Genomic DNA, 24,331 nt, shown 5'->3' on the forward strand with positions numbered 1-24,331 from the left:
AACATTCGTCTTAATCCAGGTCAATACATCATCATCTGACGCAACATTGTTGGACCCCGCGGGTTCCATCGGCCATGCGAACGATCAGTTACCAGAACGACCACCCCCTCGCCGAGGAATTCATCGGCGCGATACGGGAGGCAAGTTTTCCGTGCGTGGGGGCGAAATCGGCACTGGCCAAGGGGCAGATGGACATTCTGGTCGCCCGCGACCTGCGCTCCGCCTGGGACGATATGCGCATCCTGCCCGCACTCACCACCACCGTTGCCAAATATCGCGCCGACCGTGCGCTGTTTCGAACCCTGGTCATCCTGTTCGAAGGTCCCGGCGATCTGGACGAGGCCGGGTTCGAGCGGCACCTGTGGGCGCGTGCCCAGTCGCTGTCCGACAAGGACGAATGGCTCGGCTACCAACCCGACCCCAGCGTCAGCACCGATCCCGACGATCCGCATTTCTCGCTGAGCTTTGCGGGCGAGGCATTCTTCGTTGTCGGCCTCCACCCCGCCGCCAGCCGCCCCGCACGGCGTTTCGCCACGCCCGCCATGGTGTTCAACCTGCACGACCAGTTCGAGGTGCTGCGCGAACAGCAGCGCTACGAGAAGCTGCGCGCCTCCATCCTTGCGCGCGATCTCGATCTGGCGGGCTCGCTCAACCCGATGCTCGCCCGCCACGGCGAGATCAGCGAGGCGCGCCAGTATAGCGGTCGTGAAGTGCCATCCGACTGGCGCTGCCCCTTTCATCGCGGAGGAGGTGCGGCGCATGGTTGAGACGATCCCGCCCCGCTCCGGCGCCGGTTTCCGGCTTCCGAAGGGCGCCGAGTTGACCGTGATCGATCCGCAAGGCTGTCAGGTGTCCGACCTGCTCGCGTTCAACGCGGATGATCTGCGCGAGGTCATCTCCTCGGGCCGCACGCTCGATTATGCCAGCCGGCTCTACCTGACGACGGGCGACCCGCTTTATTCGAACCGGTCCAACGTCATGCTCTCCATCCTGGAGGACACGGTCGGCCGGCACGACTTCCTGCTGACGCCCTGTTCGAAGGACACGTTCCGCATCATCTACGGCGACACCGATCCCCATCGCGGCTGTTTCGGCAATCTCGCTGCCGCGCTGCAGCCCTACGGCGTCGAGCCGGACATGATCCCCACCGCCTTCAATTGCTTCATGAACGTGCCGATCGACGGCGCCACCGGCACCTTCACCGTCGAGCCCCCGCTCAGCAAGGCCGGCGACTTCATCCGCTTCCGCGCCGAGATGGACCTCGTCATCGGTCTCACTGCCTGCTCCGCCCTCCAGTCGAACGGCGGCTCGTTCAAGCCGATCCAATACCGCATCGACGCCGGCCCCGCCGCATGACCGATCGCCCCTTACGCCTCGGCTTCCCCGTCAAGGTCATGGGCAAGCCGGGGATGAAATCCAACGACACCCGCCGCTGGCAGAAAAATCCGCATCTCAAATGTTCGCTCGAATATGTCGACGCCATCCTCGACTATCTGGCGACACAGAAGATCGACATGTACCGCCTCTCGTCGGATCTCGCGCCCTACGCCACGCACCCCGACATGCCGCAATTCCACAACATGGTCGCTGAAAGCGACGCGGAGTTGCGCGCGCTCGGCGCCAAGGCGCGCGCGCTCGACATGCGCCTGTCCTTCCACCCCTCGCAATATGTGCTGCTCAACGCCCCCAATCCGGCGCTGACCACGAAGAGCATCTGGGATCTGTCCAGCCAGGCCGAAATGCTCGACCGTATGGAGCTGGACGACGAAGCCGTGATGGTCACCCATGTCGGCGGCGTCTACGACGATCACGAGGCCAGCCGCGCCCGCTGGATCGCGGGGTGGGAGCAGTGCCCCGAGCATGTTCGCCGCCGTCTCGTCCTTGAAAACGACGACATCCGCTTCTCGGCGGCCGACGTGCTGTGGATTCACGAGCGCACCGGCGTCCGCCTGATCTTCGACTATCAGCATTTCTGGTGCCTCAATCCCGAGCGGCTCGACCTGCGCGACACGCTCGAAAAATTCATGGCAAGCTGGCCCGCCGGCGTCCGGCCCAAGATTCATTTCTCCAGCCCCCGCACCGAACTGCGCGAGATCAAGCAAAAGGTCGCCCCTGGCGCCAAACCCAAAAAGGGCGAACAGCTCAAGGCGCCGCTGAAGCCCGGCGCGCGGGTCAAGACGGTGTTGCGCCCGCCGATCTGGACCGGCCATGCCGACTTCACCAACCCGTTCGAATTCTGCACCTTCATGCGCACCGCCGAGGGTCTGGAATTCGACGTGATGCTGGAAGGCAAGTCCAAGGACATCAGCCTCATCAAGCTGCGCCCCGACATGTTGCGCTTCGCCCCCGACGTCGCCGCCCGCTTCGGCATCACTGCCGAGGATGCCGCCGAACTCGGCGAGGACGAAGCCGAACTGGAGGATGGTGCCGATGCCGATGACGCGCCCGATGTGGACGAGGGCGACGCCTGATACCACATTCGCGTGATGCTTTCGCCGCCTGCCGATTCGCCCGAAACCGCGCTCGCCCCGCTCGACCCCGATCGCCGCCGCATGGTGCAGGGCCGCGTTCGCGAGGCTTTGCGCCAATGGCTCGCCGCCGATGACGATGCCCTGCTCGCCCTGCTCGGCCGACTGGGCCGCGATGAGATCGCCCATGCGGCCGAACAGAGCCGCCGGCTCCCCCAATCCACCACCCCCGCCGCCGCCGAAGCGGACACGATCCTGACCCGCCTCAGGACCGAGGTGGAGGCACTTGCCACCCCGCCGGCGCCGCCGCGACAGAGCTTTGCCGACCGGCTGTTCGGCCGCCCGCCCCCGCCCGTCCCGACGGTCGACTCCGGCACCCTGCTCACCGACCTCCTTGCCGATCTGGAACGTCAGCGCGACGCCCTGCTGCGCGAGGCGATCACCTTACGCGGCCACCGCGAACGGCTGGTCGCCGCCGACCACCGGCTGGAGGAAGCCGGCCAGTTCCTGCGCCTGGCCGAACAGGCGGTCGAGGCGGCCGCACGCGAGATCGCGGTGGACAATCCACCCCGCGCCGACCTGTTGCGCACCCGCGCTGGCGCTACGGTGCAGGAACGCCTGCGCGACGTGTTGACGCAGCTTATCGTCACCCGCCAGGGCTGGATGACGCTCGACATCCTGCTGGACGGGCATGAAGCGCTCGGCGCCGCGATCGGCCGCGCTGGCCAGACGATGATGGCCGCCTTGCGCACCGCCCTGGCCGCCCGCGCCGCACTTGCCGAGGGGCAGCGGATGACCGCGCAGGCGACCGCCCTCGATCGCACCGCGCAGGCCGCCGCCGGTTCGGACCGGGCAAGCGCCACCCGCGCTCTGGACGACGCGGTGGAACAGATGCGTCACGCGCTCGCTGCCGCCACGACTGGATTTGCGGACGCGCGATGATTACCCATGGCAGGGCGCCGTCGGGGCGCGCGTGAATACGGGGTAAGCGGTGAGCGGCCTGATGAAATTCTTCTCGGACCTGTTCGGCACGGCGCAGCCCGCGCCGTCCTCCCTGCCGTCATCGCCATCGCCCGCCCACCGCCCATCGGTGCCCCTCACGCCCGATCGCGCGCCCGCCGGCTTTTCCGCCGACGATCCCCGCCTGCCCGACGCCGCACGTCCCAAGGTCGCCGAACTGCTCGACCTCGCCACCCAGATCGAGCGACGCGCCAAGGATGATCCGCTGCTCGTCTCGGCACTGACCGAAGTCCGCCAGATGCGCGACACCCACCTGCCGCAACTCGTCTCCAGCTATGCCGATATCCCCCCGGCCCACCGCGCCGAGATCTTCCGCCAGACCGGCCGCTCGGCCAGCTATGTGTTGACCGAGGGCCTGGAAAAGATGCTCGACCGGCTTCGCGCGCTATGCCGCACCATGGCGCAGGACAATCTCGACAATTTCGCCGACAATCTGCGCTTCATCGAAACCCGCTACGGCAACCGCGATCCTCTAGGCTGATATCGCCAGAATCGGAGCGGAGCCGAAGCAGCCGCCAACACGTCCCATGCTCGCCCGTTCGTCTCGAGTAACCGTCGAGTAGCGGCAAAGCCGCATCGAGACGGTGTATCGAGAGACCGACTGCCGCGCCCCGACACAAACGACCAGCAACTCAAACAAAAGCGGCCACGACAACGCAAAACGGCCGCCCGGTCGCGCTTTCCAAGGAAGGCGACCGGGCGGCCATTTTGTTGAACCATATCCAGGATATGGTGGGCGCGACAGGGATTGAACCTGTGACCCCACCCGTGTGAAGGGTGTGCTCTACCGCTGAGCTACGCGCCCGTAACCGGGAGACGGGCCTTTAGGCGGCACCTGCGCGCCTGTCCAGCCCAAAAAGCAGATTAGTTCACCGAGTCCTTCAGGCCCTTGCCGGCCTTGAACTTGGGCTGCGACGATGCCTTGATCGTCATCGGTTCGCCGGTGCGCGGGTTGCGACCGGTGGACGCCTTGCGCTTGGAAACCGAAAAGGTGCCGAAGCCGACTAGGCGCACTTCGTCGCCCTTCTTCAGCGCGGCGGAAATCGCATCGAACACCGCCTCGACCGCCTTGACCGCGTCCCCGCGAACCAGTCCCGACGTGTCGGCGACCGTGGCGATCAACTCCTGCTTGTTCATTCTGAAACCCCCCTTGCCGAATCATTTCGCTGTCGAAAGAATCGATGGACCGTGAAAGCCGTGGATAATGCGACGCCTTTACAGGCTGTCAAACAAATCCGGTAGGCCCCCGTGCGGCAGGATGGGTAGCGAAATCGTTTAGATTTCAAAGACCCGTAGCGGACGGTCGGCCGGAAGCGACGGAAAACCTCCGCTCCCGGCCGTGCCAACCTGCATCAGTGGTGCAGCTCGCCTCCGGCCGGCGCCACGCCCGATGGCGGCAGCGCGGCCAGTTCGTCCGCATCGGTCCAGTCGATCGCCTCCAACGGTTCGGTCAGCGCCAGACGCAGCACCTCGTCGACATGCGCAACGGGAATGATCTTCAGCCCTTCCTTGATGTTGGCGGGGATGTCGGCGAGATCCTTCTCGTTCTCCTGCGGGATCAGCACCGTCTCGATCCCACCGCGCAGCGCCGCGAGCAGCTTCTCCTTCAATCCGCCGATCGGCAGCACCCGGCCGCGCAGCGTCACCTCACCGGTCATCGCCACCTCCTTGCGCACCGGAACCCCGGTTAGCGTGGAGACGATCGAGGTGACGAGACCGATACCCGCCGACGGGCCATCCTTGGGCACCGCCCCTTCGGGCAGATGGATATGGATGTCCTTGCGGTGAAACAGGCTGGGCTTGATGCCGTAGCTCGGGCTGCGCGCCTGCACGAAGCTGAAGGCAGCCTGCACCGACTCCTTCATCACGTCGCCCAGCTTGCCGGTCGTCTTCACCTGTCCCTTGCCGGGCACCGTCACGCTTTCGATGGTCAGCAGCTCGCCGCCCACCTCGGTCCAGGCCAGCCCCGTCACCGCGCCGATCTGATGCTCGGTTTCCGACAGTCCGTGGCGGTACTTCTGCACGCCTGCGAACTCGTGCAGGTTCTCGGGCGTGATCGTCACGCTCTGCGTCTTGCCCTCGAGGATCTGGCGCAGCGCCTTTCTCGCCAGCTTGGCGACCTCGCGCTCCAGCGTCCGCACGCCCGCCTCACGGGTGTAACGCTGGATCAGCGCGCGCAGCCCTTCGTTGGTCAGCGTGAATTCGCCGTCCTTCAGCCCATGCGCCTCGACCTGCTTGGCGATCAGGTGCCGCTCGGCGATCTCGACCTTCTCGTCCTCGGTATAGCCCTCCAGCCGGATGATCTCCATCCGGTCGAGCAGCGGCTGCGGCAGGTTCAGCGTGTTGGCCGTGCACACGAACATCACGTCCGACAGATCGATGTCGATCTCCAGATAATGGTCGTTGAACTTGCCGTTCTGTTCGGGGTCGAGCACCTCCAGCAGCGCCGACGCCGGATCGCCGCGGAAATCCTGGCCCAGCTTGTCGATCTCGTCGAGCAGGAACAGCGGGTTGGACGTGCCGGCCTTTTTCAGGTTCGTCACGATCTTGCCCGGCAGGCTGCCGATATAGGTGCGCCGGTGGCCCCGGATCTCGGCCTCGTCACGCACACCGCCCAGCGACTGGCGGATGAACTCGCGCCCCGTCGCCTTGGCGATCGAATGGCCAAGCGACGTCTTGCCCACACCGGGCGGGCCGACGAGGCACAGGATCGGCCCCTTCAGCTTGTTGGTGCGCGCCTGGACCGCCAGATATTCGACGATCCGGTCCTTCACCTTCTCCAGCGCATAGTGATCCTCGTTCAGGACCGCTTCGGCGGCAGGAATGTCCTTCTTGATCTTAGACTTCTTGCCCCATGGCAGGCCGAGCAGCACGTCGAGATAGTTGCGCACCACGGTCGCCTCGGCGCTCATCGGCGCCATCGTCTTCAGCTTCTTCAGCTCCGACGTCGCCTTGGTGCGCGCCTCCTTGGACAGTTTCAGCGTCGCGATCTTCTGCGTCAGCTCGGCGATCTCGTCGCCGTCGCCCTCGTCGCTCTCATTGCCCAGCTCGCGCTGGATCGCCTTCAACTGCTCGTTGAGGTAATATTCGCGCTGCGTCTTCTCCATCTGGCGCTTGACGCGGCTCTTGATCTTCTTCTCGACCTGCAGGACGCCCAGCTCGCCCTCCATCAGGGCATAGGCCATCTCCAGCCGCTTGGCCGGATCGGTCTCGACCAGCAGCGCCTGCTTGTCGGCCACCTTGATCGAGATATTGGCCGCAACCGCATCGGCCAGCCGCGATGGCTCGTCGATCTCGCCCAGTTGCACCGCGGTTTCCGCGGGCAGCTTGCGGTTCAGCTTGGCATAATTCTCGAACTGGTCGACCACCGAGCGCATCAGCGCAGCGATCTCGTCATTGTCCGCGCCGCTGTCCTCGACCGTGTCGACGGTGGCGGTCAGGTGCGTCTCGCCCGCGGTCAGCTCGACCAGCCGGGCGCGCTGCTTGCCCTCGACCAGCACGCGCACCGTGCCATCGGGCAGCTTGAGGAGTTGCAGCACGGTCGCCGATACGCCGATTTCATACAGATCCTCGCGGGCGGGATCGTCCTCGCCCGGATCGAGCTGCGCGACCAGGAATATCTCCTTGTCGGCGGCCATGGCGGCTTCCAGCGCCGCCACCGATTTGTCACGGCCCACGAACAGCGGCACGATCATGTGCGGGAACACGACGATGTCACGGAGCGGAAGTACGGGGTAGGTCTGAGTCATGGAGTCTCCGATGGGTCCCGCCGGGGGGACCCTCATGCTCCCTTATATGGGGAGGGTGAAGCATCCATCAATCACGCCTTGCCAAGCTTGCGACGACCGGCAACAAGTTTGCGCATGAATCGTATACCGATGCTTGCCGTCATTCTCCTGGCCTCCACCGCAATGGCGACGCCGCTCCCTAAAAAGGGGGAGCCGCCGCTGACCGAGCAGACCAAGCGTTCCGGCGGCATCCGGCCGGCCGAGCAACTGGCGCTGCGCTTCGACACCGCCGACCTGTCGTTCGAGGTCCTGCCCGAAACGCAGGAACTGGCCGGCGTCGCGGTGCTGGATTTCATCGCCACCGCGCCGGTGTCCCGCCTGCTGATCGACCTGGACAGGAACCTGCCGGTCTCCGCCGTGTCGATCGACGGCGTGGCGCTGAAACCCGGGACATGGTCCAATCCGGACGGGCAGCTCGTCATTCCTCTCCCCCGCGCGAAGGGAACAGGACAGAAGATCAGGGCCAGCATCACCTATCGCGGCACGCCGCACGTTGCGGTCCGCGCGCCATGGGACGACGGCGTGGTCTGGTCGAAGACGCCGGACGGCAGGCTGTGGTTCGCCACCACCGCGCAAGGCTATGGCTGCGACCTGTTCTGGCCCTGCCTCGACTTCCCCACCGCAGAGCCTGAGCAGGTGACGCTGCACATCACCGTTCCCACCGGCCTGAAGGCGCCCTCGAACGGCCGCCTGCTCGGCGTCGATACGCTGCCCGATGGCCGCACCCGCTGGAACTGGCGGACGCGCAATCCCAACACCTATGCCATCGCGCTCAATGTCGGCCCCTATGAGGAGATCAGCGGCAGCTACAAGAGCCGCTTCGGCAACACGATCCCGATGCATTACTGGTATCTGCCGGGCGAGAAGCCGCAGGCGGAAAAGCTGTTCGCCGAATTCGCCCCCACGCTCGACTTCTTCGAATCGCTCGTCGGCCCCTTCCCGTTCGGGGACGAGAAGGTCGGCGTGGTCGAAACCCCGCACAAGGGCATGGAGCACCAGACGATCAACGCCTATGGCAATGAATATGCCAAGGCGGTCGAGGGCTTCGACTGGCTGTTCCAGCACGAATTCACCCATGAATGGTTCGCCAACCAGCTGACCGCGGCCAACTGGGACGATTTCTGGCTGCACGAGGGTTATGGCAGCTACATGCAGCCCGCTTATGGCCGCTGGCGCGAGGGCGAGGCCCGCTATGCCGCGATGATGGACCTGCAACGCCCCCAGATCGCCGCCAAGGTGCCGATCGTGCGCGACCGCGTCATCACCGAGGAGGATGTGTACGAGGCGGCCAATGGCGGCCCCGGCCTCGACATCTACATGAAGGGGTCGTGGATGCTCCACACCCTGCGCAACCTGATCGGCGACAAGGCCTTCTGGGATGTCACCCGCCTCGCCGTCTATGGCCGCACCGATCTGAAGCCCGGCAACTTCAAGCCCCGCTTCGGCTCGAGCCGGGAATATGAAGGCTTCGTCCGTCAGGTCACCGGCCGGGATTATCGCTGGTTCTTCGATGTCTATCTGCGCGAGGCGGCACTGCCGGACCTCGAACAGACCCGCGACGGCGACCGGTTGACGCTGCGCTGGAAGGTCGCCAACGACCGCCCCTTCCCCATGCCGATCGAGGTACAGGTCGGCGACCGCATCGAAAAATTGCCGATGACGGACGGCTCCGGCACGCTTGTCGTGCCCGCCGACGCGCATGTGGTGATCGATCCCTGGGCTCGCGTGTTGAAACGCTCGACGGCAATCGAGGAGTTTCAGGCATGGCGCGCGACACGAAAGAACTGACCGACACGCAGGCCGCCCTTCGCCGCACGGCGGAGATGGCCGCGGTGTTCATGATCGGCGACGGGCTGCTAGGCCTGCTCCAGCCCGAACGCCATGTCGCATTGTGGCGCTCGCGCACCCCGGCGGTCGACCTGCTCGTCCGGCCCTTTGCCGGCCGGCCGACCCGCCGCCGGCTCTACGGCGCGCTGCAACTCGCCGCCGGGATCGCACTGGCGGCCCGGCAGCGTGCGCGGGATCAGGGCACCACGGTGATGAACAGATAGGCCGCAAAGATCACCAGATGGACCGCGCCGCCCAGCAGCGTGGTCCGCCCGGTGCCCAGCGACAGGGTGATGACAAACAGCGACAGGACCAGCACCGTCATTTCCTTGGGCCCGATCCCCAGCGCCAGCGGCAGGTCCAGCGCCAGCGACACGATCGCCACTGACGGGATGGTGAGCCCGATCGTCGCCAGCGCCGAGCCCAGCGCCAGGTTCAGGCTCGTCTGCAACCGGTTACGCTTGGCCGCGCGGTAGGCGGCGAGGCTTTCAGGCGCCAGCACCAGTCCGGCGATGATGACGCCGACGATCGCGAGTGGCAGGCCCGCGCCCAGGATCGCCTCCTCCACCTTGGCCGACAATCCCTTGGCAAGCAGCACCACGCCGACCAGCGCCACCAGCAACAGCCCCAGCGCGACCAGCGTGTCGCTGCCCGATGGCACGGTGGTGTGCGCATCCGCCGGCAGGTCCTCGTCGGCGGGCAGGAACATCTCCCGGTGCCGCCCGGTCTGCACGAACACGAAGGTGCCGTAGAGGATCAGGCTGACGATCGCGACGAATATCAGTTGCGACGGGGCATAGGTCGGCCCCGGCGCGCTCGATACATAGTTGGGCAGCACCAGCGACAGCACAACCATCGCCACCAGCACGTTCAGCGAGGCGCTCGCCCCGCGCAGTGAAAAGCGCTGCTCGCCATGCCGTACGCCGCCCGACAGCAGGCACAGTCCGACGATGCCGTTCAGGATGATCATGATCGCCGCGAACACCGTGTCGCGGGCCAGGGTGGAGGCATCGCCCGCATCCGACAGCATCAGGCTGACGATTAGCGACACCTCGATCACCGTCACCGCGACCGCCAGCACCAGCGTGCCGAACGGCTCGCCCACCCGGTGTGCGACCACCTCGGCATGATGCACCGCGGCCAGCACGCATCCCATCAGGATCACCGCCGCCGCGATCAGGCCGGGCGTTCCCATCTTGTAGAGCGAGATCAGGACCGCGCCGACGCCGAGCAGGGGGAAGATCAGCGTCCACCACGGCATCGTCAATCGTTGCAGCAAGGCCCGCTTGCTGGCCGGGGGTACGATCCGTTCCTCGTCTGCCGTCGTCTGTGTCATTGCGTCTCCCTTTATTCCAGCAATGCAACAACGGCATGAAAGTTGCCAAAACCGGCCACTTGGCGCGCACGGTCCAACATGGATCATGCATTTCCTGGGGTGTGGTGTGGAGCCGCCTCGCTCCCCCGCCTCCAATTTCCCCCGAGCCCGTTCGTGTCGAGTAGCGGTCGAATAGCTCCGGGGGAGCATATCGAGGCCGCGTATCGAGACATCATCGCCCCCGGGTAACGGTCTCTCGATACGTCATCTCGACAAGCGCGATGACTAATCGAGACGAACGGAAGATCTTCCATCTGGCTGCCATCGCTGGCGAAAAAACGGGCTACGCAGGATCGCGCCTCCCGGTAATCGCTACCCCCGCCCCTGCCGATACGCATTCAGGTCGATGCCATGCCGCTGGATCTTGTCGTAAAAGGTCTTGCGCGGAATACCGAGCGTCACCAGCGCGGCGCGCACGTCGCCGCCGCCTTCCTCCAGCGCGGCGCGGATCGTCGCCCCCTCGAACCGCTCGACGCGTTCGGGCAGCGACAGCGATCCGTCGCTCCCCACGCCGCTACCCTCCCCCGGCAAACCCAGCGCGACGCGACCCGCATAGTTGCGCACCTCGCGCACATTGCCCGGCCAGTCGTGCGACAACAGCCGCGCCTCCACATCGGCGTCGATCATCGGCACCTCGCGCCCGAACCGCTCCGCCGCTTCGCGCAGGAAATGCGCAAAGAGCAGCGGCACGTCGGCCCGGCGCTCGCGCAGCGGCGGCACGCGCAGCCGCACCGCATCCAGCCGGTAGAGCAGGTCGGCCCGGAACCGCCCCTCCGCCACCGCGCCCGCCAGATCCGATTTCGCCGCCGCCACGATGCGCAGGTCCAGCATCTGCCGTTCCTCCGCGCCGATCGCGCGCACCTCGCGCTCCTCCACCACGCGCAGCATCCGGCCCTGCAGCGCCAGCGCCATGCTGTCGACCTCGTCCAGGAACAGCGTGCCACGGTTGGCCGCCATGATCCGCCCGGGCGTGCGGCCATGCGCCTGTCCGAACAGTTCGCCCTCCGCGATCGTCTCGGGGAGCGCGGCGCAATCGACCGCGACGAAGGGTCGCGTCCGCCGCGCACTCCAGCGGTGGAGCAGCAGCGCGACCAGTTCCTTGCCGGTGCCCGTCTCCCCCTCGATCAGCACGTCGACATCGGCCTGCGCCACCTGTCGCACCATGTCGCGCAGCCGCATCATCACCGGCGTCTCGCCGATCAGCGGATAGGCGCCCTGCGCTTCCTCCGCCGCCAGCCGCAGACGCCGGTTCTCCAGCACCAGCCGGCGCATCTCCAGCGCGCGCTGCGCACTGGCGATCAGGTGATCGGCGGCGAACGGCTTGGCGACGAAGTCGAACGCGCCCTGCTTCAGCGCGGCCACCGCCATCGGCACGTCGCCATGCCCGGTCATCAGGATCACCGGGATATCCGCATCGATCGCCGCGATGCGGCGGAACAGCTCGGTGCCGTCCATGCCGGGCATGCGGATGTCGGTCACCACCATGCCGGCGAAATCGGCATCGATCGTGGCCAGCGCGCCCTGCGGGTCGGCATGCGGCTCCACCTCGATCCCCGCCAGTTCGAACGACTGCGCCAGCGCGCCGCGCAGCGTCGTGTCGTCATCCACCAGCAGCACGCGCATCGTCGCGCCCGCGCTCTTCCCGCTCGCCATGTCCCCGCTCACGCCCGTCGCAACGTCACGCGGAACGCCGCGCCGCCCAGCCTGGATGGAACCGTCTCCAGCATGCCACCGAATTCCGTCATGATATCGCGTGCAATCCCCAGACCCAGGCCCAGCCCGTCGGGCTTGCCGGTCACGAACGGGGTGAAGATCACCGGCGCCAGCGCCGGGTCCAGCCCCGAACCATTATCGGCGACGACGATCGCAACCGTGTCGCCGCCATCGTCTTCCACATATAGCGCGACCCTCGGCACCGCCTGCCCGGCCACCGCGTCCAGCGCATTCTGCAACAGGTTGACCAGCACCTGCTCCAGCCGCACCCGCCCCGCCATCACCATGGGCAACGCCTCGCCCGCCATCGGCCGGTCCAGCGTCACGCCCGCGCTGCGGAAACGGTCGCCGATCAGCAGCATGGTACCCTCGACGATCTCGGCGATCGCCACCGGGCCGATGCCGTGCGTGCCTCGCCTGGCAAAACGGCGCATCTCCTGCACGATCGATCCGATCCGTTCGGTCAGCTCGACGATGGAGGCCAGATTCTGTCCGGCGCGCTCGGGTGCGGCGCGCTCCAGGAAGATGCGGGCATTGTCGGCCAGCGTGCGGATCGCCGCCACCGGCTGGTTGATCTCGTGCGCCACGCCCGCGGTGATCGATCCCAGCGATCCCAGCCGGTTGGCCTGCGCCAGTTCCTCGCGCGCGGCGCGGAAGCGCTGGTCGGCACGGATGCGCTCGCCGATCTCCACCGTCAGTCGCCCGTTCGCCTCGCGCAGCTCGGCCGTCCGCCGCGTCACCTCCTCCTCCAAGGCCGCCCTTGCCGCCAGCTGCCGCTCCGCGCGCGTCTGCCGCCACAGCCATCCCGCCGCCAGCAGCGCCAGCGCGACGCCGACCAGCACCGTCGCCGCCCGCACCCATGCATCCGCCTCGCGCAGCGCGGTCCTGACCGGCGCCACATGGATCAGCCGCCACCCCGGCAGCGGCGCCGGCACCGCCGCCGACAGCACCTTGTCCCCCACCCGATCGCGATCCTCGCCGCGCTTCCCCAACCGATAGCCGGACAACGGCAAGGGCAGGCTGCCGAACTGCCGCGTTTCCCGTATTTCCGCGCGTTCGCCGGGCGATAAGGGACGAAGCGTGGAAAAGCGCGCGCGCGGATCGGTTGCCACCACCACGACGCCGTGCCCATCGACGAGCAGCGTCTGCCCGACATCGGTGGCCCAGGCGCGTGCCAGTCCGCCGAACTCGACCTTTACGACCACCACGCCCACCGGCGCCTCCACCGGTCCCAGCCGGCGCGCCAGGAACAGGCCGGGGCGGCGGCTGACATTGCCCAGCGCGAAATATTCCGCCGTCCCGTTCGCCATCGCGCCGCGGAAATAGGGCCGGAACGCAAAGTCGCGCCCGACGAAGCTGTCCGGCTGCTGCGCATTGGACGCCGCGATCGTCCGCCCCTGCGCATTGACCACATAGATCACCGGCGCACCGGTGCGCTCGGCCAGCAGCGCCAGTTTCTCGTTCATCCGGTCCGCCGCCCGGCCCGGCCCCGCGACCAGCGCACTGCGCAGGTCCGGATATTCGCCCAGCACGATCGGCAGCAACCGGAAGCGCTGCAACTCGCTCGACAACAGCCGTTCCTGCTGCCGCGCCACCCGGCCGACGGTGCGGCGCAACTCGTCCAGCGCCTGCCCGTAAGCATAGGCCCGCAACCCCAAAGCCACGACCAGGGTCAGCGCCACGACCAGCACTGCCGCCAGGGCGACGCGGACGCGGATCGACTTGGCGGAGAAGGAACCCATTTGTGCGGACTATCGCAGCAATGCCGCCGGCGCCATGCGAAAATTCGCTCATCCAAAACCGGCCACGCCACCGGATCTGGCGGATTTCGGCCGTTTTAGCACCATTCCACCATCACGTTGATGCCCCGGACACTTTCAGCGCACACTTCATGTTCGAAGAGCCCGGATCAACGGTGCCTCCCATTCTTGCAGAGGATGACGAAAGCGTGATCGCACAAGACTATGCCGTGGCCGAGGCGCCCAAGCGCGCCAGAATATGGTCGCACCTGTATATCCAGGTCCTCGTCGCCATCGCGCTGGGCGCGATCATCGGCCATCTCTACCCAAGCTTCGGCGCCTCGCTGAAGCCGCTGGGCGACGGCTTCATCAAGCTCGTCAAGATGATCATCGGCCCCGTCATCTTCCTGACGGTGGTGACCGGCATCGCCGGCATGCGCGAACTCGCCTCGGTCGGCCGCGTCGCGGGCAAGGCGTTCTTCTACTTCATCACCGTCTCGACGCTCGCCCTCGTCGTCGGCCTGATCGTCGCCCATGTCGTCCAGCCCGGCGCCGGCATGAACATCAACCCGGCGACGCTCGATGCCGCCGCGGTCAACGACTATGCCGCCAAGGCGCACGACACCACGATCACCGGCTTCCTGCTCGGCATCATCCCCGACACGCTGGTCAGCGCCTTCACCGAGGGCAACATCCTTCAGGTCCTGCTCGTCGCCATCCTGTTCGGCATCTCGATGGCGCTGATCGGCGAGCCCGCCAAGCCGCTGCTGAGCAGCCTGGAGCGTTTGAGCATCGTCGTCTTCAAGCTGGTCGGCATCCTGATGCGCGCGGCACCCATCGGTGCGTTCGGCGCGATCGCCTTCACCATCGGCAAGTACGGTCTGGGCAGCCTCGTCAATCTCGGCGCGCTCGTCGCCACCTTCTACCTGACCGCCTTCCTGTTCGTCGCGGTCGTGCTCGGCACCATCGCGCGGGTGAATGGCTTCTCGGTGTTCAAGCTGATCCGCTACCTCAAGGCCGAGCTGCTGCTCGTCCTGGGCACCTCCTCGTCCGAGGCCGCCCTGCCCAGCCTGCTCCAGAAGATGGAAAAGGCCGGATGCGAGAAGTCGGTCGTCGGCCTGGTCGTTCCCACCGGCTATTCGTTCAACCTCGACGGCACCAACATCTACATGACGCTGGCGGCACTGTTCATCGCCCAGGCCTGCGGTGTGGACCTGTCGCTGGGTCAGCAGATCGCCCTGCTGCTGGTCGCGATGCTGAGTTCGAAGGGGGCCGCCGGCGTCACCGGTGCGGGCTTCATCACGCTTGCCGCGACGCTCTCGATCGTGCCCACCATCCCGATCGCGGGCATGGCGCTGATCCTGGGCATCGACCGCTTCATGTCGGAATGCCGCAGCCTGACCAACTTCATCGGCAATGCGGTGGCAACCGTGGTCGTCGCCCGATGGGAAAACGCGCTCGACAAGGATGCGCTGGATGCCGCGCTGAACAGCCGCACCGCCCCGGCCATCGTTAACGGCCCGGCAATCAACGCGGCATAAGACCGCGCTCCCGCCTTTCAGAGAGGAATAGAATGAAGAACGTCTGGTTGGCGGGGGCCGCGATCGCCCTCGCCCCGGGGCTCGCCCCCATGGCCGCCAACGCCCAAAGTGCGATCCCCGGCAACAGCCCGGAGCGTGCAAGCCCGTCCACCGGCGCCTACCCGTCCGCGGCCGCCGGCGACGGCACCACCACCGGCGGCTACAACCAGTCGCGCTGGGCAGAGGATTGGCGCCGGATGTGCGACCCGGCCAAGCGCGACGATCCGCTGGATGCGCTGAAATGCGTGAAGCTGACGCAGGAGGGCGATGTCTACGTCACCTTCTCCGGCGAGGCGCGCGTCCGCACCAACCTGACGACCAACCCCAATCTTCAGGACCGCGAAGCCCAGCGTCAGGACATTCTTCGCCTGGTCGGCGGTGCGGACGTCCATCTGGGCGATCATTTCCGCGTCTTCGGCGAGGTCGGTCATGCCAGCCTGAACGGCCGCAACCTCGGCACGCCCAATGCCAACCTGCGCAACGATCTGGCCGTGCAGCAGCTTTTCGCCGAGGTGAAGGGCAATGTCGCCGGCTTCGACAGCGGCATCCGCGCCGGTCGCCAGACCTTTGCCGATGGCCCGCAACTGTTGACCGTGCCGCGCGACAACAACACGCTGTTCTTCGTGCTCGACGGCGTCCGCGCCTATGCGCGGAATGCCACCACCCGGCTCGACGTCTTCGACCTGAACTACGTTGCCTATGGCTATGAAGGCTTGAGCGACGACCGCAAGAACGACAATGTCCGGTTCTCCGGCGCGACCTTCGGCTTCAAGATCCCCACCGACCTGTTCGGCGGATCGAAGCTGTATGCCGATCCGTTCGTCTGGCGCCTGCGCAACCGCGCGGCGACCTGGGGCGGCCGCATCGCGCGTGAAGAACGCTATTTCATCGGCCTGCACACCTATGGCGACATCGGCCCGGTCACCATCGACTGGACCGTCAACCATCAGGGCGGCACCTTCGGCAACCAGAATATCTCCGGCTGGCAGGCGTTCGTCGCGCAGACCTACAAGCTGGGCAAGACGGCCGATGCCCCGCGCGTCGGCGTCCATGTCGATTACGGCTCGGGCGGCGGCAGCTATGACGGCGGCACGCTGAACACGACCAGCGGCCTGTTCGGCAACAACATCTATTACAGCTACGGCCTGTTCCTGACGCCGACGAACTTGCTCTACACCGCACCGAATTTCACCTTTACCCCGATCAAGGGCGTGCGCCTCGCGGCCGAATACGGCTTTGCCTGGCGCCCGGATGAAAACGACGCGGTGTACCGCGCCAGTGGTGCCGCGCTGCCGGGCACGCAAACCGTCGACGGCCGCGCCATCGCCGAGGTCGCCCGGCTTCAGGCGGTGTGGAGCATCACGCCCCGCCTGTCCTTCACCGGCCGACTGGAACATCTCCAGGCGAAAACCGTGCTCGACCGGGCCGGCTTGAACAATTCGTTTTTCGCCGCGGGGTGGTTTAGCTTCCGGTTCTGATATCCTACGAAGAGGAATAGACATGGCATCAACCGCAATGGGTGCGGACACCCGCAACCACCGGCTGAAATCGATCATCGGCGGATCGACCGGCAATCTGGTCGAATGGTTCGACTGGTATGTCTATTCCGCCTTTACGCTCTATTTCGCGCCGCATTTCTTCCCATCGGAAGACCGCACCGCCCAGTTGCTGTCCGCCGCGGCGGTGTTCGCGGTCGGCTTCATCATGCGCCCGATCGGTGCCTGGATCATGGGCATCTATGCCGATCGCAAGGGGCGCAAGGCGGGGCTGACCCTGTCGGTCACCCTGATGTGCGCGGGCTCGCTCATCATCGCGGTCACGCCGGGCTATGCGACGATCGGCCTGTTCGCCCCCGCCGCGCTCGTCATCGCGCGCCTGATGCAGGGCCTGTCGGTCGGCGGCGAATATGGTGCCAGCGCCACCTACCTGTCCGAAATGGCGGGCAAGGACCGGCGCGGCTTCTTCTCGTCCTTCCAATATGTCACGCTGATCTCCGGCCAGTTGCTCGCCATCTGCGTGCTGCTGATCCTCCAGACGGTACTGCCCGAGGCGGATCTCGACGCCTGGGGCTGGCGCATCCCGTTCGCGATCGGCGCGGTGCTGGCGGTCGTCGTCTTCTACATCCGCCGCGGCCTGGCCGAGACGGAAAGCTATCAGAACGCCAAGAAGGAAGGCGCGCCCAAGTCCGGCTTCCTGCAGCTCATCAAGCATCATCCGCGCGAAACGCTGACGGTGATGCTGTTAACCGCGGGCGGCACGCTCGCCTTCTACGCCTATTCGATCTACATGCAGAAGTTCCTGGTCAACACGTCAGGCTTCAGCCGCCCGGTCGCCAGCCAGATCAACGCCGCCACCCTGTTCGTCTTCATGCTGCTCCAGCCGCTCGCCGGCGGCCTGTCGGACAGGATCGGGCGAAAGCCGCTGATGGTCGCGTTCGGCATCGCCGGCGTCTGCTTCACCTATCCGATCTTCTCCACGCTGGAGACGACCCGCGACCCCTGGGTCGCCGGGGCGCTCGTCATGGCCGCGCTGATCATCGTCACCGGCTACACCTCGATCAACGCCGTGGTGAAGGCGGAGCTGTTCCCCGCGCATATCCGCGCGCTCGGCGTCGCGCTGCCCTATGCACTCGCCAACACCATCTTCGGCGGCACCGCCGAGTTCGTCGCGCTGAAGTTCAAGGATGCCGGGTTCGAGCGCGGCTTCTACTGGTATGTGACGGCCATGATCGCGATCTCGCTGGTCATCTACCTGCGCATGCGCGACACGCGGAAGAACAGCCTGATCATGGAAGACTGATCCTACGCCCTCTCCCCTCCGGGGAGAGGGAAGGGGCCCGCTGCCGCAAGGCAGTGGGAAGGGTGAGGGGCTGCCACAAGCGGAGCGCTGCTTGGCAGCCCCTCACCCTCCCATCGCTTCGCGACGGGGCCCTCCTCTCCCCTTTGGGGAGAGGGCTCAAACGTTACTTAACCTCACCCGCAAAGGTATAGATCCCCGTCATCGGATCGGGGCCCTGGCTGGCGATCTGCACCGGCGGCAGTGCGTCGACCATCGGCGCCTTCGGGGCATGGCCCGCATAGATGAAGCCCTTGGTCGGGTAGCTGGAGGTGCCCAGCCCGCCATTGGGGCCGTACCATACCTTGACCTGCGACCAGTCGTTGTTCGGCGAGATGTCGATGGCGCGCACGTCACGCTCGATGCCACCGCGGCGCGACCAGTTGGCATGGGTCAGCAGCACTTCGCGCTCGCTCACCACGCGCGATACCATCGCGACATGGCCGACCCGCATGCGCCGCGTCGCCTCGAATGCCAGCACCGATCCGGCCTGCGGGGTATGGCCGCGCTCGTACCGGCCCTCGGCCTGGCCCCACCAGGTATTCGCATTGCCATGAATGTCGATGCCCGAGATTTCGCGGGCATAGGGTGCGCACTGCCAGAATTGTGCGGCTGCGGGCGTGGCCATCATCAGGCCGCACGAAACCACCAGCGCAAAACGCGCTGCCAACGACTTTCCACTCACGTGCGACCCCCCGGTCCAATCTAGGTGATGAATTTTGGCTACGGGGTGCCGATATTTTTTGGAAGAGCGCCGGGAACCTTATCCGACGAACTGTGTTTCATCGTCGCCGACCTGCATGCCTGGCATGTACCGATCGTCGCGCGCTCTTCCAAAAGCTTACCGAATGGTTAATTCGCCGCCTTCATCAGGCGATCGACGGTGGTCGCCGTCACTGCGTGATAGCCCGGCCGCGCCTTGGCATAGATGCGCGTCGCCAGGGCGCGGCCCCAGTCGCCTTGCCCCCATAGCTGCGCAAACAGCGGCGCGACGAACTTGCGCCGTCCCTGACCGGTCAGGAACGCCTCCGCCGACGCCTTGGCCGGGGGATAGCGATTGGCCAGCGCCAGTTGCAGCCAGGCAAAGCGGATCTCGCTGTTTCCCGTCTCGTTCCAGTGGAACCGCTCGTCCAGCGCGCGCAGCCGCTCCGCCGGCATGCTGCGCGGCAACTGCGTCAGGAAGCGGACATATTCCTGCGTCGTCACCTCGCCGGGAACGGCCGACACCGGGCCGCCCGCCGCGAACGCCTTGGCCGCTGCATCGATCGCCGGGAACGCGTCGGATTTCACATGCACCGCGTTGGCGGGCACGCCGGGCTGGTACACCCACGCGTCCACCCCGATCCGCTCCGCCTCGCCCGGCTTCAACAGATTGGCCTTCAGATCGGCCAGGAACCCCGCGCTGGTCTGCGGCTGGAAGGCATGCACGTCGAAATAGCGGCGCAGATACGCATCCCACCGCGCCCGCCCCACCGTTGCCTCGATCGTGCGCAGGAAGGTCGCGCCCTTGTCATAGGCGATCTGGGTCATGCCGTCGTCGGGATCGCGCGACGCGTCCAGTTCCAGGTGCAGCCGCGTATCGGGCGATTGCGGGCCGCCCGCATCCTTCACCGCCGCCTGCATGTCGGTCCACGCCAGATCGGCCTCCATGGCCGCGCGGCGCTGGCCGTACAGCGACTCCATGATCCGGTTCTCGAAATAGCTGGTGAAGCCCTCGTTCAGCCAGAAATCGTTCCACGTCGCGTTCGTCACCAGATTCCCCGACCAGCTATGCGCCAGTTCGTGCGCGATCAGGCTGACCAGGCTGCGGTCGCCCGCAATCGCGGTCGGCGTGGCAAAGGTCAGGGTCGGGTTCTCCATGCCCCCGAACGGAAAAGAGGGCGGCAACACAAGCACATCGTACCGTCCCCAGCGATAGGGTCCGTACAGCCCCTCGGCCGCTGCCACGAACTTGTCCAGCTCCCCGAACTCATACGCCGCCTTGTCCAGCGTCACCGGCTCCGCCCAGATCCCCGTCCGCTCCCCCGTCGCCCGAAACGCAACATCCCCCACCGCCAGCGCGATCAGATAGGGCGCCACCGGCTTGTCCATCGCATAACGATAGGTACAGCGATCCGCCTTGCACACCGCCTTGCCCTTCGCCTCGCCGCTCATCACCGCCGTCAGCTTGGCCGGCACGTCGATCGTCGCGTCCCAGCTCTGGCGAATGCCCGGCGAATCCTGTGTCGGGATCCAGCTGCGATTCAGGATCGCCTCGCCCTGGCTGAACAGGAAGGGCTGCGTCTTGCCCGCGGTCTGCGCCGGGCTCAGCCATTGCAGCGCCTTCGCCTCGGGCGCGGAGGCATAGGCGATGCGGATCGTCTTGGCCCCGTTCAGCGTCACGGTCAGCGGCGCGCCGTGCACCGCGTCACCCTTGCCCACCGTATAGGGCAACGCCTTGCCACCCGCATCGGTGACCGAGACGATGCGCAAGTTGTTGTCGTCCAGCACCACCTGCCCCGCCCCCGGCCGGGCATCGATCGACAATGTCGCCACCCCGCGCAGCACATGGCTGTCGAAATCGGCGAACAGGTTCAGCGAGACATGGGAAACCCGCGCCTCCAGCGGCCGGGCATGGCTGTGCACGTCGCGCGCTTCTGGCGTGGCGAGCACAGGCGCCGTCTGTGCTGCAAGGGCGAGAATGGGGGCAAGCGCCAGAACGGTGGCAGGCATGGCAACTCCAAAGGTCAGTATGGCTGCACCTTAGGCGGATGCCGGCCGAATGGGAAATGAACTGCCACCATGCCCGCACCATCGACACCGCCACCATGCCCGCTAAAAGCCCCGCCATGCACTTCTGGCTTACCCCCGTCCTTGCCGCCGCCATCGCTGCGACGCTTCCCCAGACCCCTGCGCCACGACCGGAGACCGTCCATGCCGCCAGGGGCCTGTCCCGCGATGCCGCTGCCCGGATGCTCGACCAGATGGCGGCCGCCCGCCTTCAGGCGGTGGCCGACGAATATCGGACCCAGCTTGCGGCAAAGTCGATCACTATCGGCGACAAGACGCTGAAATGGGAAAGCAAGGTCTTCGGCACCGCGCCGAAGGGCGGTCGCAGTCTCTGGATTTCCATGCACGGCGGCGGCAATGCCGAGCCGGCGGTGAACGACCAGCAATGGCGCAACCAGATCCGCCTCTACGAACCGGCCGAGGGCATCTATCTCGCCCCCCGCGCGCCCACCGACACCTGGAACCTGTGGCACGAGGGGCATATCGATCCCCTGTTCCAGCGGCTGATCGACGCGCAGGTCGCGCTGAACGGCGTTGACCCGAACAAGATCTATCTGATGGGCTATTCCGCCGGCGGCGACGGCGTCTGGCAATTGGCGCCGCGCATGGCGGACCGCTTCGCCGCCGCCGCGACGATGGCGGGCCACCCCAATGAATCGACGCTGCTACCCTTGCGCAACCTGCCCTTCGCCATCTTCATGGGCGGCGCGGACAGTGCCTATGACCGCAACAAGATCGCCGCGCAAAAGGCCGCCGAGATGGACCGCCTGCACGCCGCAGACCCGGGCGGCTATGTCCACATGGCGCGCATCTATCCCGGCCTGCCCCACTGGATGAACCGCAAGGATGCAGAGGCGCTGCCCTGGATGGCGCAGTTCACCCGCAATCCCTGGCCGAAGCGTGTCGTCTGGGTGCAGGACGACGTGACCAGCGACCGCTTCTACTGGCTGCAGATCCCCGACGCCGCCGCCGCCAAGGCGGGCGACAAGATCGTCGCGACCGCAGATGGCCAGTCGATCACCCTGACCGGAGACGTGCCGGCCGGCACGTCCCTGCGCCTGTCGGATCACCTGCTAAACCTCGACCGCCCCGTCACCGTGACGGTGAACGGCCGCATCGCCTACAAGGGCAAGGTGCCGCGCACCGCCGCCGCCATTCAGGCATCGCTGGCGGAGCGCGCCGACGCCGCCTCCGCCGCCACGGCGATGCTCACCCTTTGAGCATCGCCGCAGTCGGCCGCTTTACCGTGCGGGAGCGGCCGGCGGCAGCGCGATCAGCGTCGGCGCATCCGCGACGAAGACGTCCAGCACGCCGTCCGCGATTCTGATCGGTCCGTCGAAGCGCGTCGCGCCGGGAATGCTCTGGACGGCCGCCGCCTCGCCCGCGATGCGTTTGGCATCGGCGAAGTAGCGCACCGCCGCACCATTGCCCCGGTCGGCGGCATCCAGCCCGGCCGCGGTCAGTCGCAACGCACGGCCCCAGCGCTGCATCGCATCCAGCCACGGGGCCGACTGGGCCGCAAAGCCCGGATCGACGGTGCCCGAGCGGATGATGTCGGGCGCCCCCGCCATCGCATCCGCCGTTTCGCGCAGTTCGGCGATCGCCTCGGCCCGCGCCGCCGCATCGCCGTCCGCGATCGCCTCGCGCACCCGGTCCAGCACCGCCTTCAGCCGCGGTGCCTGCTCCTGCCAGGGCTGGCTGCCAAAGGTCGGCGCCATGTGCTGCGTATCGAAGAACACCAGCAACGCCTCGGTCGCGCGGGCATCGCCCCCCGCCAGTTCGCGCGCCGCGGCATGCCAGGTCCGCTCCGCATCATAGCCCTTGTCGTTCCAGGCAAAGGCCGCAACGCCCGTCACCGCGACCCGGCTCGGCGCCTCCTGGTTCATCGGGTTGGACAGGATGCCGGTCAACTCGCTGGCCAGCCCCGCCTCACGCCGCGCATAGGGCGCCATCAGCAACCGCCCGGTCGTCTGCGCATAGTCGTTGACCGGATAATTGTCCCACAGCAGCGTCTTGCGCCCGAACGCCTTGGTCGCCGCCTTGGCGTCGGGCACCGAGATCGCCGGCGGCACCACGTCCGTGCCGGTCCATTGCACCACGATGCGCGGGTCGAGATGCTTGCGCAGTGCCGCCTTGTACGGGCTTTCCTTGGCGTCGAAATATTCGGTCGGCACCATGATCAGCGGTCGCGACGCCCGGTCCTTGGCAAGGAGATCGGCCTGCACTGCGTTCAACAGCTTCGACTGCGCAATCCCCGCCGCCTCCGCACCCGATGGGCCAAAGGCCGCCTTGTCCTGCTCGCAATTCCACTTGGTATATTCGATATCATCCAGCGCCACATAGAAGCTGTGGACGCCGATCCCGCGCAGCGCATCGAACTTGCGCTCCAGCGCGCTCAGGTCGGCCGCATCGGAAAAACACACCGTCGGCCCCGGCGAGATCGCATAAACGAAGTCGACATGGTTGCGCCGCGCCGCCGCGGCCAGCGTGCCCAGCGCCGACAGCGTCTCGGCGGGATAGGGCTCGCGCCAGCGATCGCGGGCATAGGGATCGTCCTTGGGGCTGTAGACATAGGTGTTCGCCTTGACGCTGGCAAGGAAGTCCAGATGCTTGGTCCGGTCCGCCATCGTCCAGGGCGCGCCGTAGAAACCTTCGATCGTGCCGCGGATGGGCATGGCCGGATGGTCCTGGATCACCAGCGCGGGGATCGTGCCGCGCCGTGCCAGTTGGCGGAATGTCTGCGCGGCATGGAACACCCCGTCGCCATCGCGCCCCGCCAGCGCGATCAGCCCGCCGCGCCCCTGCGCGACGCTGGTGATCGTATAGCCCTCGGCCTCATCACCGATCCTGGCCCCGCTGCGCGCCAGCGCATCGCGCACCACCGCATCGCCGCCGGTGCCCACCACGACATACACCCCGTCCAGCGTCGCCGGCACCCGCCGCGCGGTCGTGATCGTCTTGACTCCGGCCGAGGTCAGGATGCCACGCACCAGTGCCACCGTCGCGGGATCGGCATCGGCGCCGGCGACCAGCACCACCGAGGAACCCAAGGCGACCACCCCTTGCCCCAACGTCATCGATACCGGCGCGGGGAAGATCGCCGGCAACGTCGCCGGCTGTGCGGATGCGGGCGCCGCCATCACCGCCAGCGCCGCCGCCGCGACCATCATCGAGTTGGCGCCGATCCTGCCCATGCCTCGCGTCATCCCTGTTCTCC

Annotated in this window: 19 protein-coding genes and 1 tRNA gene; 11 read left to right on the top strand and 9 right to left on the bottom strand. The window is 66.7% G+C overall.

The window, feature by feature from the left end:
• Positions 1-74 precede the first annotated feature (74 nt).
• The 5 genes from gntA to GQR91_RS15960 are packed head-to-tail and all read left to right on the top strand — an operon-like array spanning position 75 to position 3,969.
• Complete coding sequence (gene gntA, locus GQR91_RS15940) at positions 75-767, top strand: guanitoxin biosynthesis heme-dependent pre-guanitoxin N-hydroxylase GntA (RefSeq protein ID WP_149680752.1); 693 nt, start codon at positions 75-77, stop codon at positions 765-767.
• Positions 760-1,356, top strand: coding sequence for a DUF1989 domain-containing protein (locus GQR91_RS15945; RefSeq protein WP_149680753.1), 597 nt, complete (start codon positions 760-762; stop codon positions 1,354-1,356). Before gntA ends, GQR91_RS15945 begins: the two co-directional genes overlap by 8 nt.
• Entirely contained in the window at positions 1,353-2,471 is a 1,119-nt protein-coding gene (gene uvsE, locus GQR91_RS15950; protein WP_149680754.1) for a UV DNA damage repair endonuclease UvsE, read from the top strand. The genes GQR91_RS15945 and uvsE overlap by 4 nt, the downstream gene beginning before the upstream one ends.
• 15 nt (positions 2,472-2,486) lie before the next feature.
• The gene (locus GQR91_RS15955; protein ID WP_235903874.1) at positions 2,487-3,410 is read left to right on the top strand and encodes a toxic anion resistance protein; all 924 of its coding nucleotides are present in this window, start codon (positions 2,487-2,489) and stop codon (positions 3,408-3,410) included.
• 49 nt (positions 3,411-3,459) lie between these two features.
• Complete coding sequence (locus GQR91_RS15960; RefSeq protein WP_175580842.1) at positions 3,460-3,969, top strand: hypothetical protein; 510 nt, start codon at positions 3,460-3,462, stop codon at positions 3,967-3,969.
• A gap of 249 nt (positions 3,970-4,218) precedes the next feature.
• On the opposite strand, the gene GQR91_RS15965 is transcribed toward GQR91_RS15960, so the two are convergent.
• From GQR91_RS15965 to lon, 3 genes are all read right to left on the bottom strand, one after another.
• Positions 4,219-4,293 (bottom strand) — tRNA-Val (locus GQR91_RS15965).
• A 59-nt stretch (positions 4,294-4,352) separates the two neighbouring features.
• The gene (locus tag GQR91_RS15970) at positions 4,353-4,625 is read right to left on the bottom strand and encodes an HU family DNA-binding protein (RefSeq protein ID WP_112382708.1); all 273 of its coding nucleotides are present in this window, start codon (positions 4,623-4,625) and stop codon (positions 4,353-4,355) included.
• 215 nt (positions 4,626-4,840) lie between these two features.
• On the bottom strand, positions 4,841-7,237 hold the full coding sequence (lon, locus tag GQR91_RS15975) for an endopeptidase La (protein ID WP_149680756.1): 2,397 nt from the start codon (positions 7,235-7,237) through the stop codon (positions 4,841-4,843).
• A gap of 114 nt (positions 7,238-7,351) precedes the next feature.
• Between lon and GQR91_RS15980 the strand changes: the two genes are divergently transcribed.
• On the top strand, positions 7,352-9,064 hold the full coding sequence (locus GQR91_RS15980; RefSeq protein WP_162853736.1) for a M1 family metallopeptidase: 1,713 nt from the start codon (positions 7,352-7,354) through the stop codon (positions 9,062-9,064).
• Positions 9,040-9,327: a hypothetical protein gene (locus tag GQR91_RS15985; protein WP_112382705.1), complete on the top strand. Its 288-nt coding sequence runs from the start codon at positions 9,040-9,042 to the stop codon at positions 9,325-9,327. The genes GQR91_RS15980 and GQR91_RS15985 overlap by 25 nt, the downstream gene beginning before the upstream one ends.
• Here GQR91_RS15985 and GQR91_RS15990 read toward each other — a convergent pair.
• From GQR91_RS15990 to GQR91_RS19825, 3 genes are all read right to left on the bottom strand, one after another.
• The gene (locus tag GQR91_RS15990; protein WP_235903819.1) at positions 9,300-10,439 is read right to left on the bottom strand and encodes a calcium:cation antiporter; all 1,140 of its coding nucleotides are present in this window, start codon (positions 10,437-10,439) and stop codon (positions 9,300-9,302) included. The two genes, GQR91_RS15985 and GQR91_RS15990, sit on opposite strands and share 28 nt — an antisense overlap.
• A 351-nt stretch (positions 10,440-10,790) precedes the next feature.
• A complete protein-coding gene (locus tag GQR91_RS15995; RefSeq protein ID WP_149680757.1) occupies positions 10,791-12,131 on the bottom strand; it encodes a sigma-54-dependent transcriptional regulator in 1,341 nt (446 codons plus the stop codon).
• Positions 12,132-12,139: 8 nt separating this feature from the next.
• A complete protein-coding gene (locus tag GQR91_RS19825) occupies positions 12,140-13,933 on the bottom strand; it encodes a sensor histidine kinase (protein WP_149680758.1) in 1,794 nt (597 codons plus the stop codon).
• Positions 13,934-14,139: 206 nt separating this feature from the next.
• Here GQR91_RS19825 and GQR91_RS16005 point away from each other — a divergent pair, with 206 nt between their 5' ends.
• Genes GQR91_RS16005 through GQR91_RS16015 form a run of 3 tightly spaced genes read left to right on the top strand, consistent with a single transcriptional unit; the run spans position 14,140 to position 18,309 of the window.
• Positions 14,140-15,471 (top strand): dicarboxylate/amino acid:cation symporter, encoded by a 1,332-nt coding sequence (locus GQR91_RS16005; RefSeq protein ID WP_235903820.1) that lies wholly within the window; start codon positions 14,140-14,142, stop codon positions 15,469-15,471.
• 32 nt (positions 15,472-15,503) lie between these two features.
• Positions 15,504-16,988 carry an alginate export family protein gene (locus GQR91_RS16010; protein ID WP_149680760.1) on the top strand — a complete coding sequence of 495 codons (1,485 nt, stop codon included), beginning with the start codon at positions 15,504-15,506 and terminating at the stop codon, positions 16,986-16,988.
• Positions 16,989-17,010: 22 nt separating this feature from the next.
• Positions 17,011-18,309 (top strand): MFS transporter, encoded by a 1,299-nt coding sequence (locus GQR91_RS16015; protein WP_149680761.1) that lies wholly within the window; start codon positions 17,011-17,013, stop codon positions 18,307-18,309.
• A 163-nt stretch (positions 18,310-18,472) separates the two neighbouring features.
• Here GQR91_RS16015 and GQR91_RS16020 read toward each other — a convergent pair whose 3' ends face one another.
• Both GQR91_RS16020 and GQR91_RS16025 read right to left on the bottom strand, forming a co-directional pair.
• Positions 18,473-18,976: a CHAP domain-containing protein gene (locus tag GQR91_RS16020; RefSeq protein WP_174236568.1), complete on the bottom strand. Its 504-nt coding sequence runs from the start codon at positions 18,974-18,976 to the stop codon at positions 18,473-18,475.
• A 221-nt stretch (positions 18,977-19,197) separates the two neighbouring features.
• Positions 19,198-21,057: a M1 family metallopeptidase gene (locus tag GQR91_RS16025; RefSeq protein WP_149680762.1), complete on the bottom strand. Its 1,860-nt coding sequence runs from the start codon at positions 21,055-21,057 to the stop codon at positions 19,198-19,200.
• Positions 21,058-21,095: 38 nt separating this feature from the next.
• Between GQR91_RS16025 and GQR91_RS16030 the strand changes: the two genes are divergently transcribed.
• Positions 21,096-22,334, top strand: coding sequence for a dienelactone hydrolase family protein (locus tag GQR91_RS16030; RefSeq protein WP_149680763.1), 1,239 nt, complete (start codon positions 21,096-21,098; stop codon positions 22,332-22,334).
• 21 nt (positions 22,335-22,355) lie between these two features.
• Here the strand turns inward: GQR91_RS16030 and GQR91_RS16035 are convergent, their stop codons facing one another.
• Positions 22,356-24,308 carry a glycoside hydrolase family 84 protein gene (locus tag GQR91_RS16035; RefSeq protein ID WP_235903821.1) on the bottom strand — a complete coding sequence of 651 codons (1,953 nt, stop codon included), beginning with the start codon at positions 24,306-24,308 and terminating at the stop codon, positions 22,356-22,358.
• Between the last annotated feature and the right edge of the window lie 23 nt (positions 24,309-24,331).

Origin of the sequence: Sphingomonas carotinifaciens (assembly GCF_009789535.1) — a bacterium.
GTDB lineage: Bacteria > Pseudomonadota > Alphaproteobacteria > Sphingomonadales > Sphingomonadaceae > Sphingomonas > Sphingomonas carotinifaciens.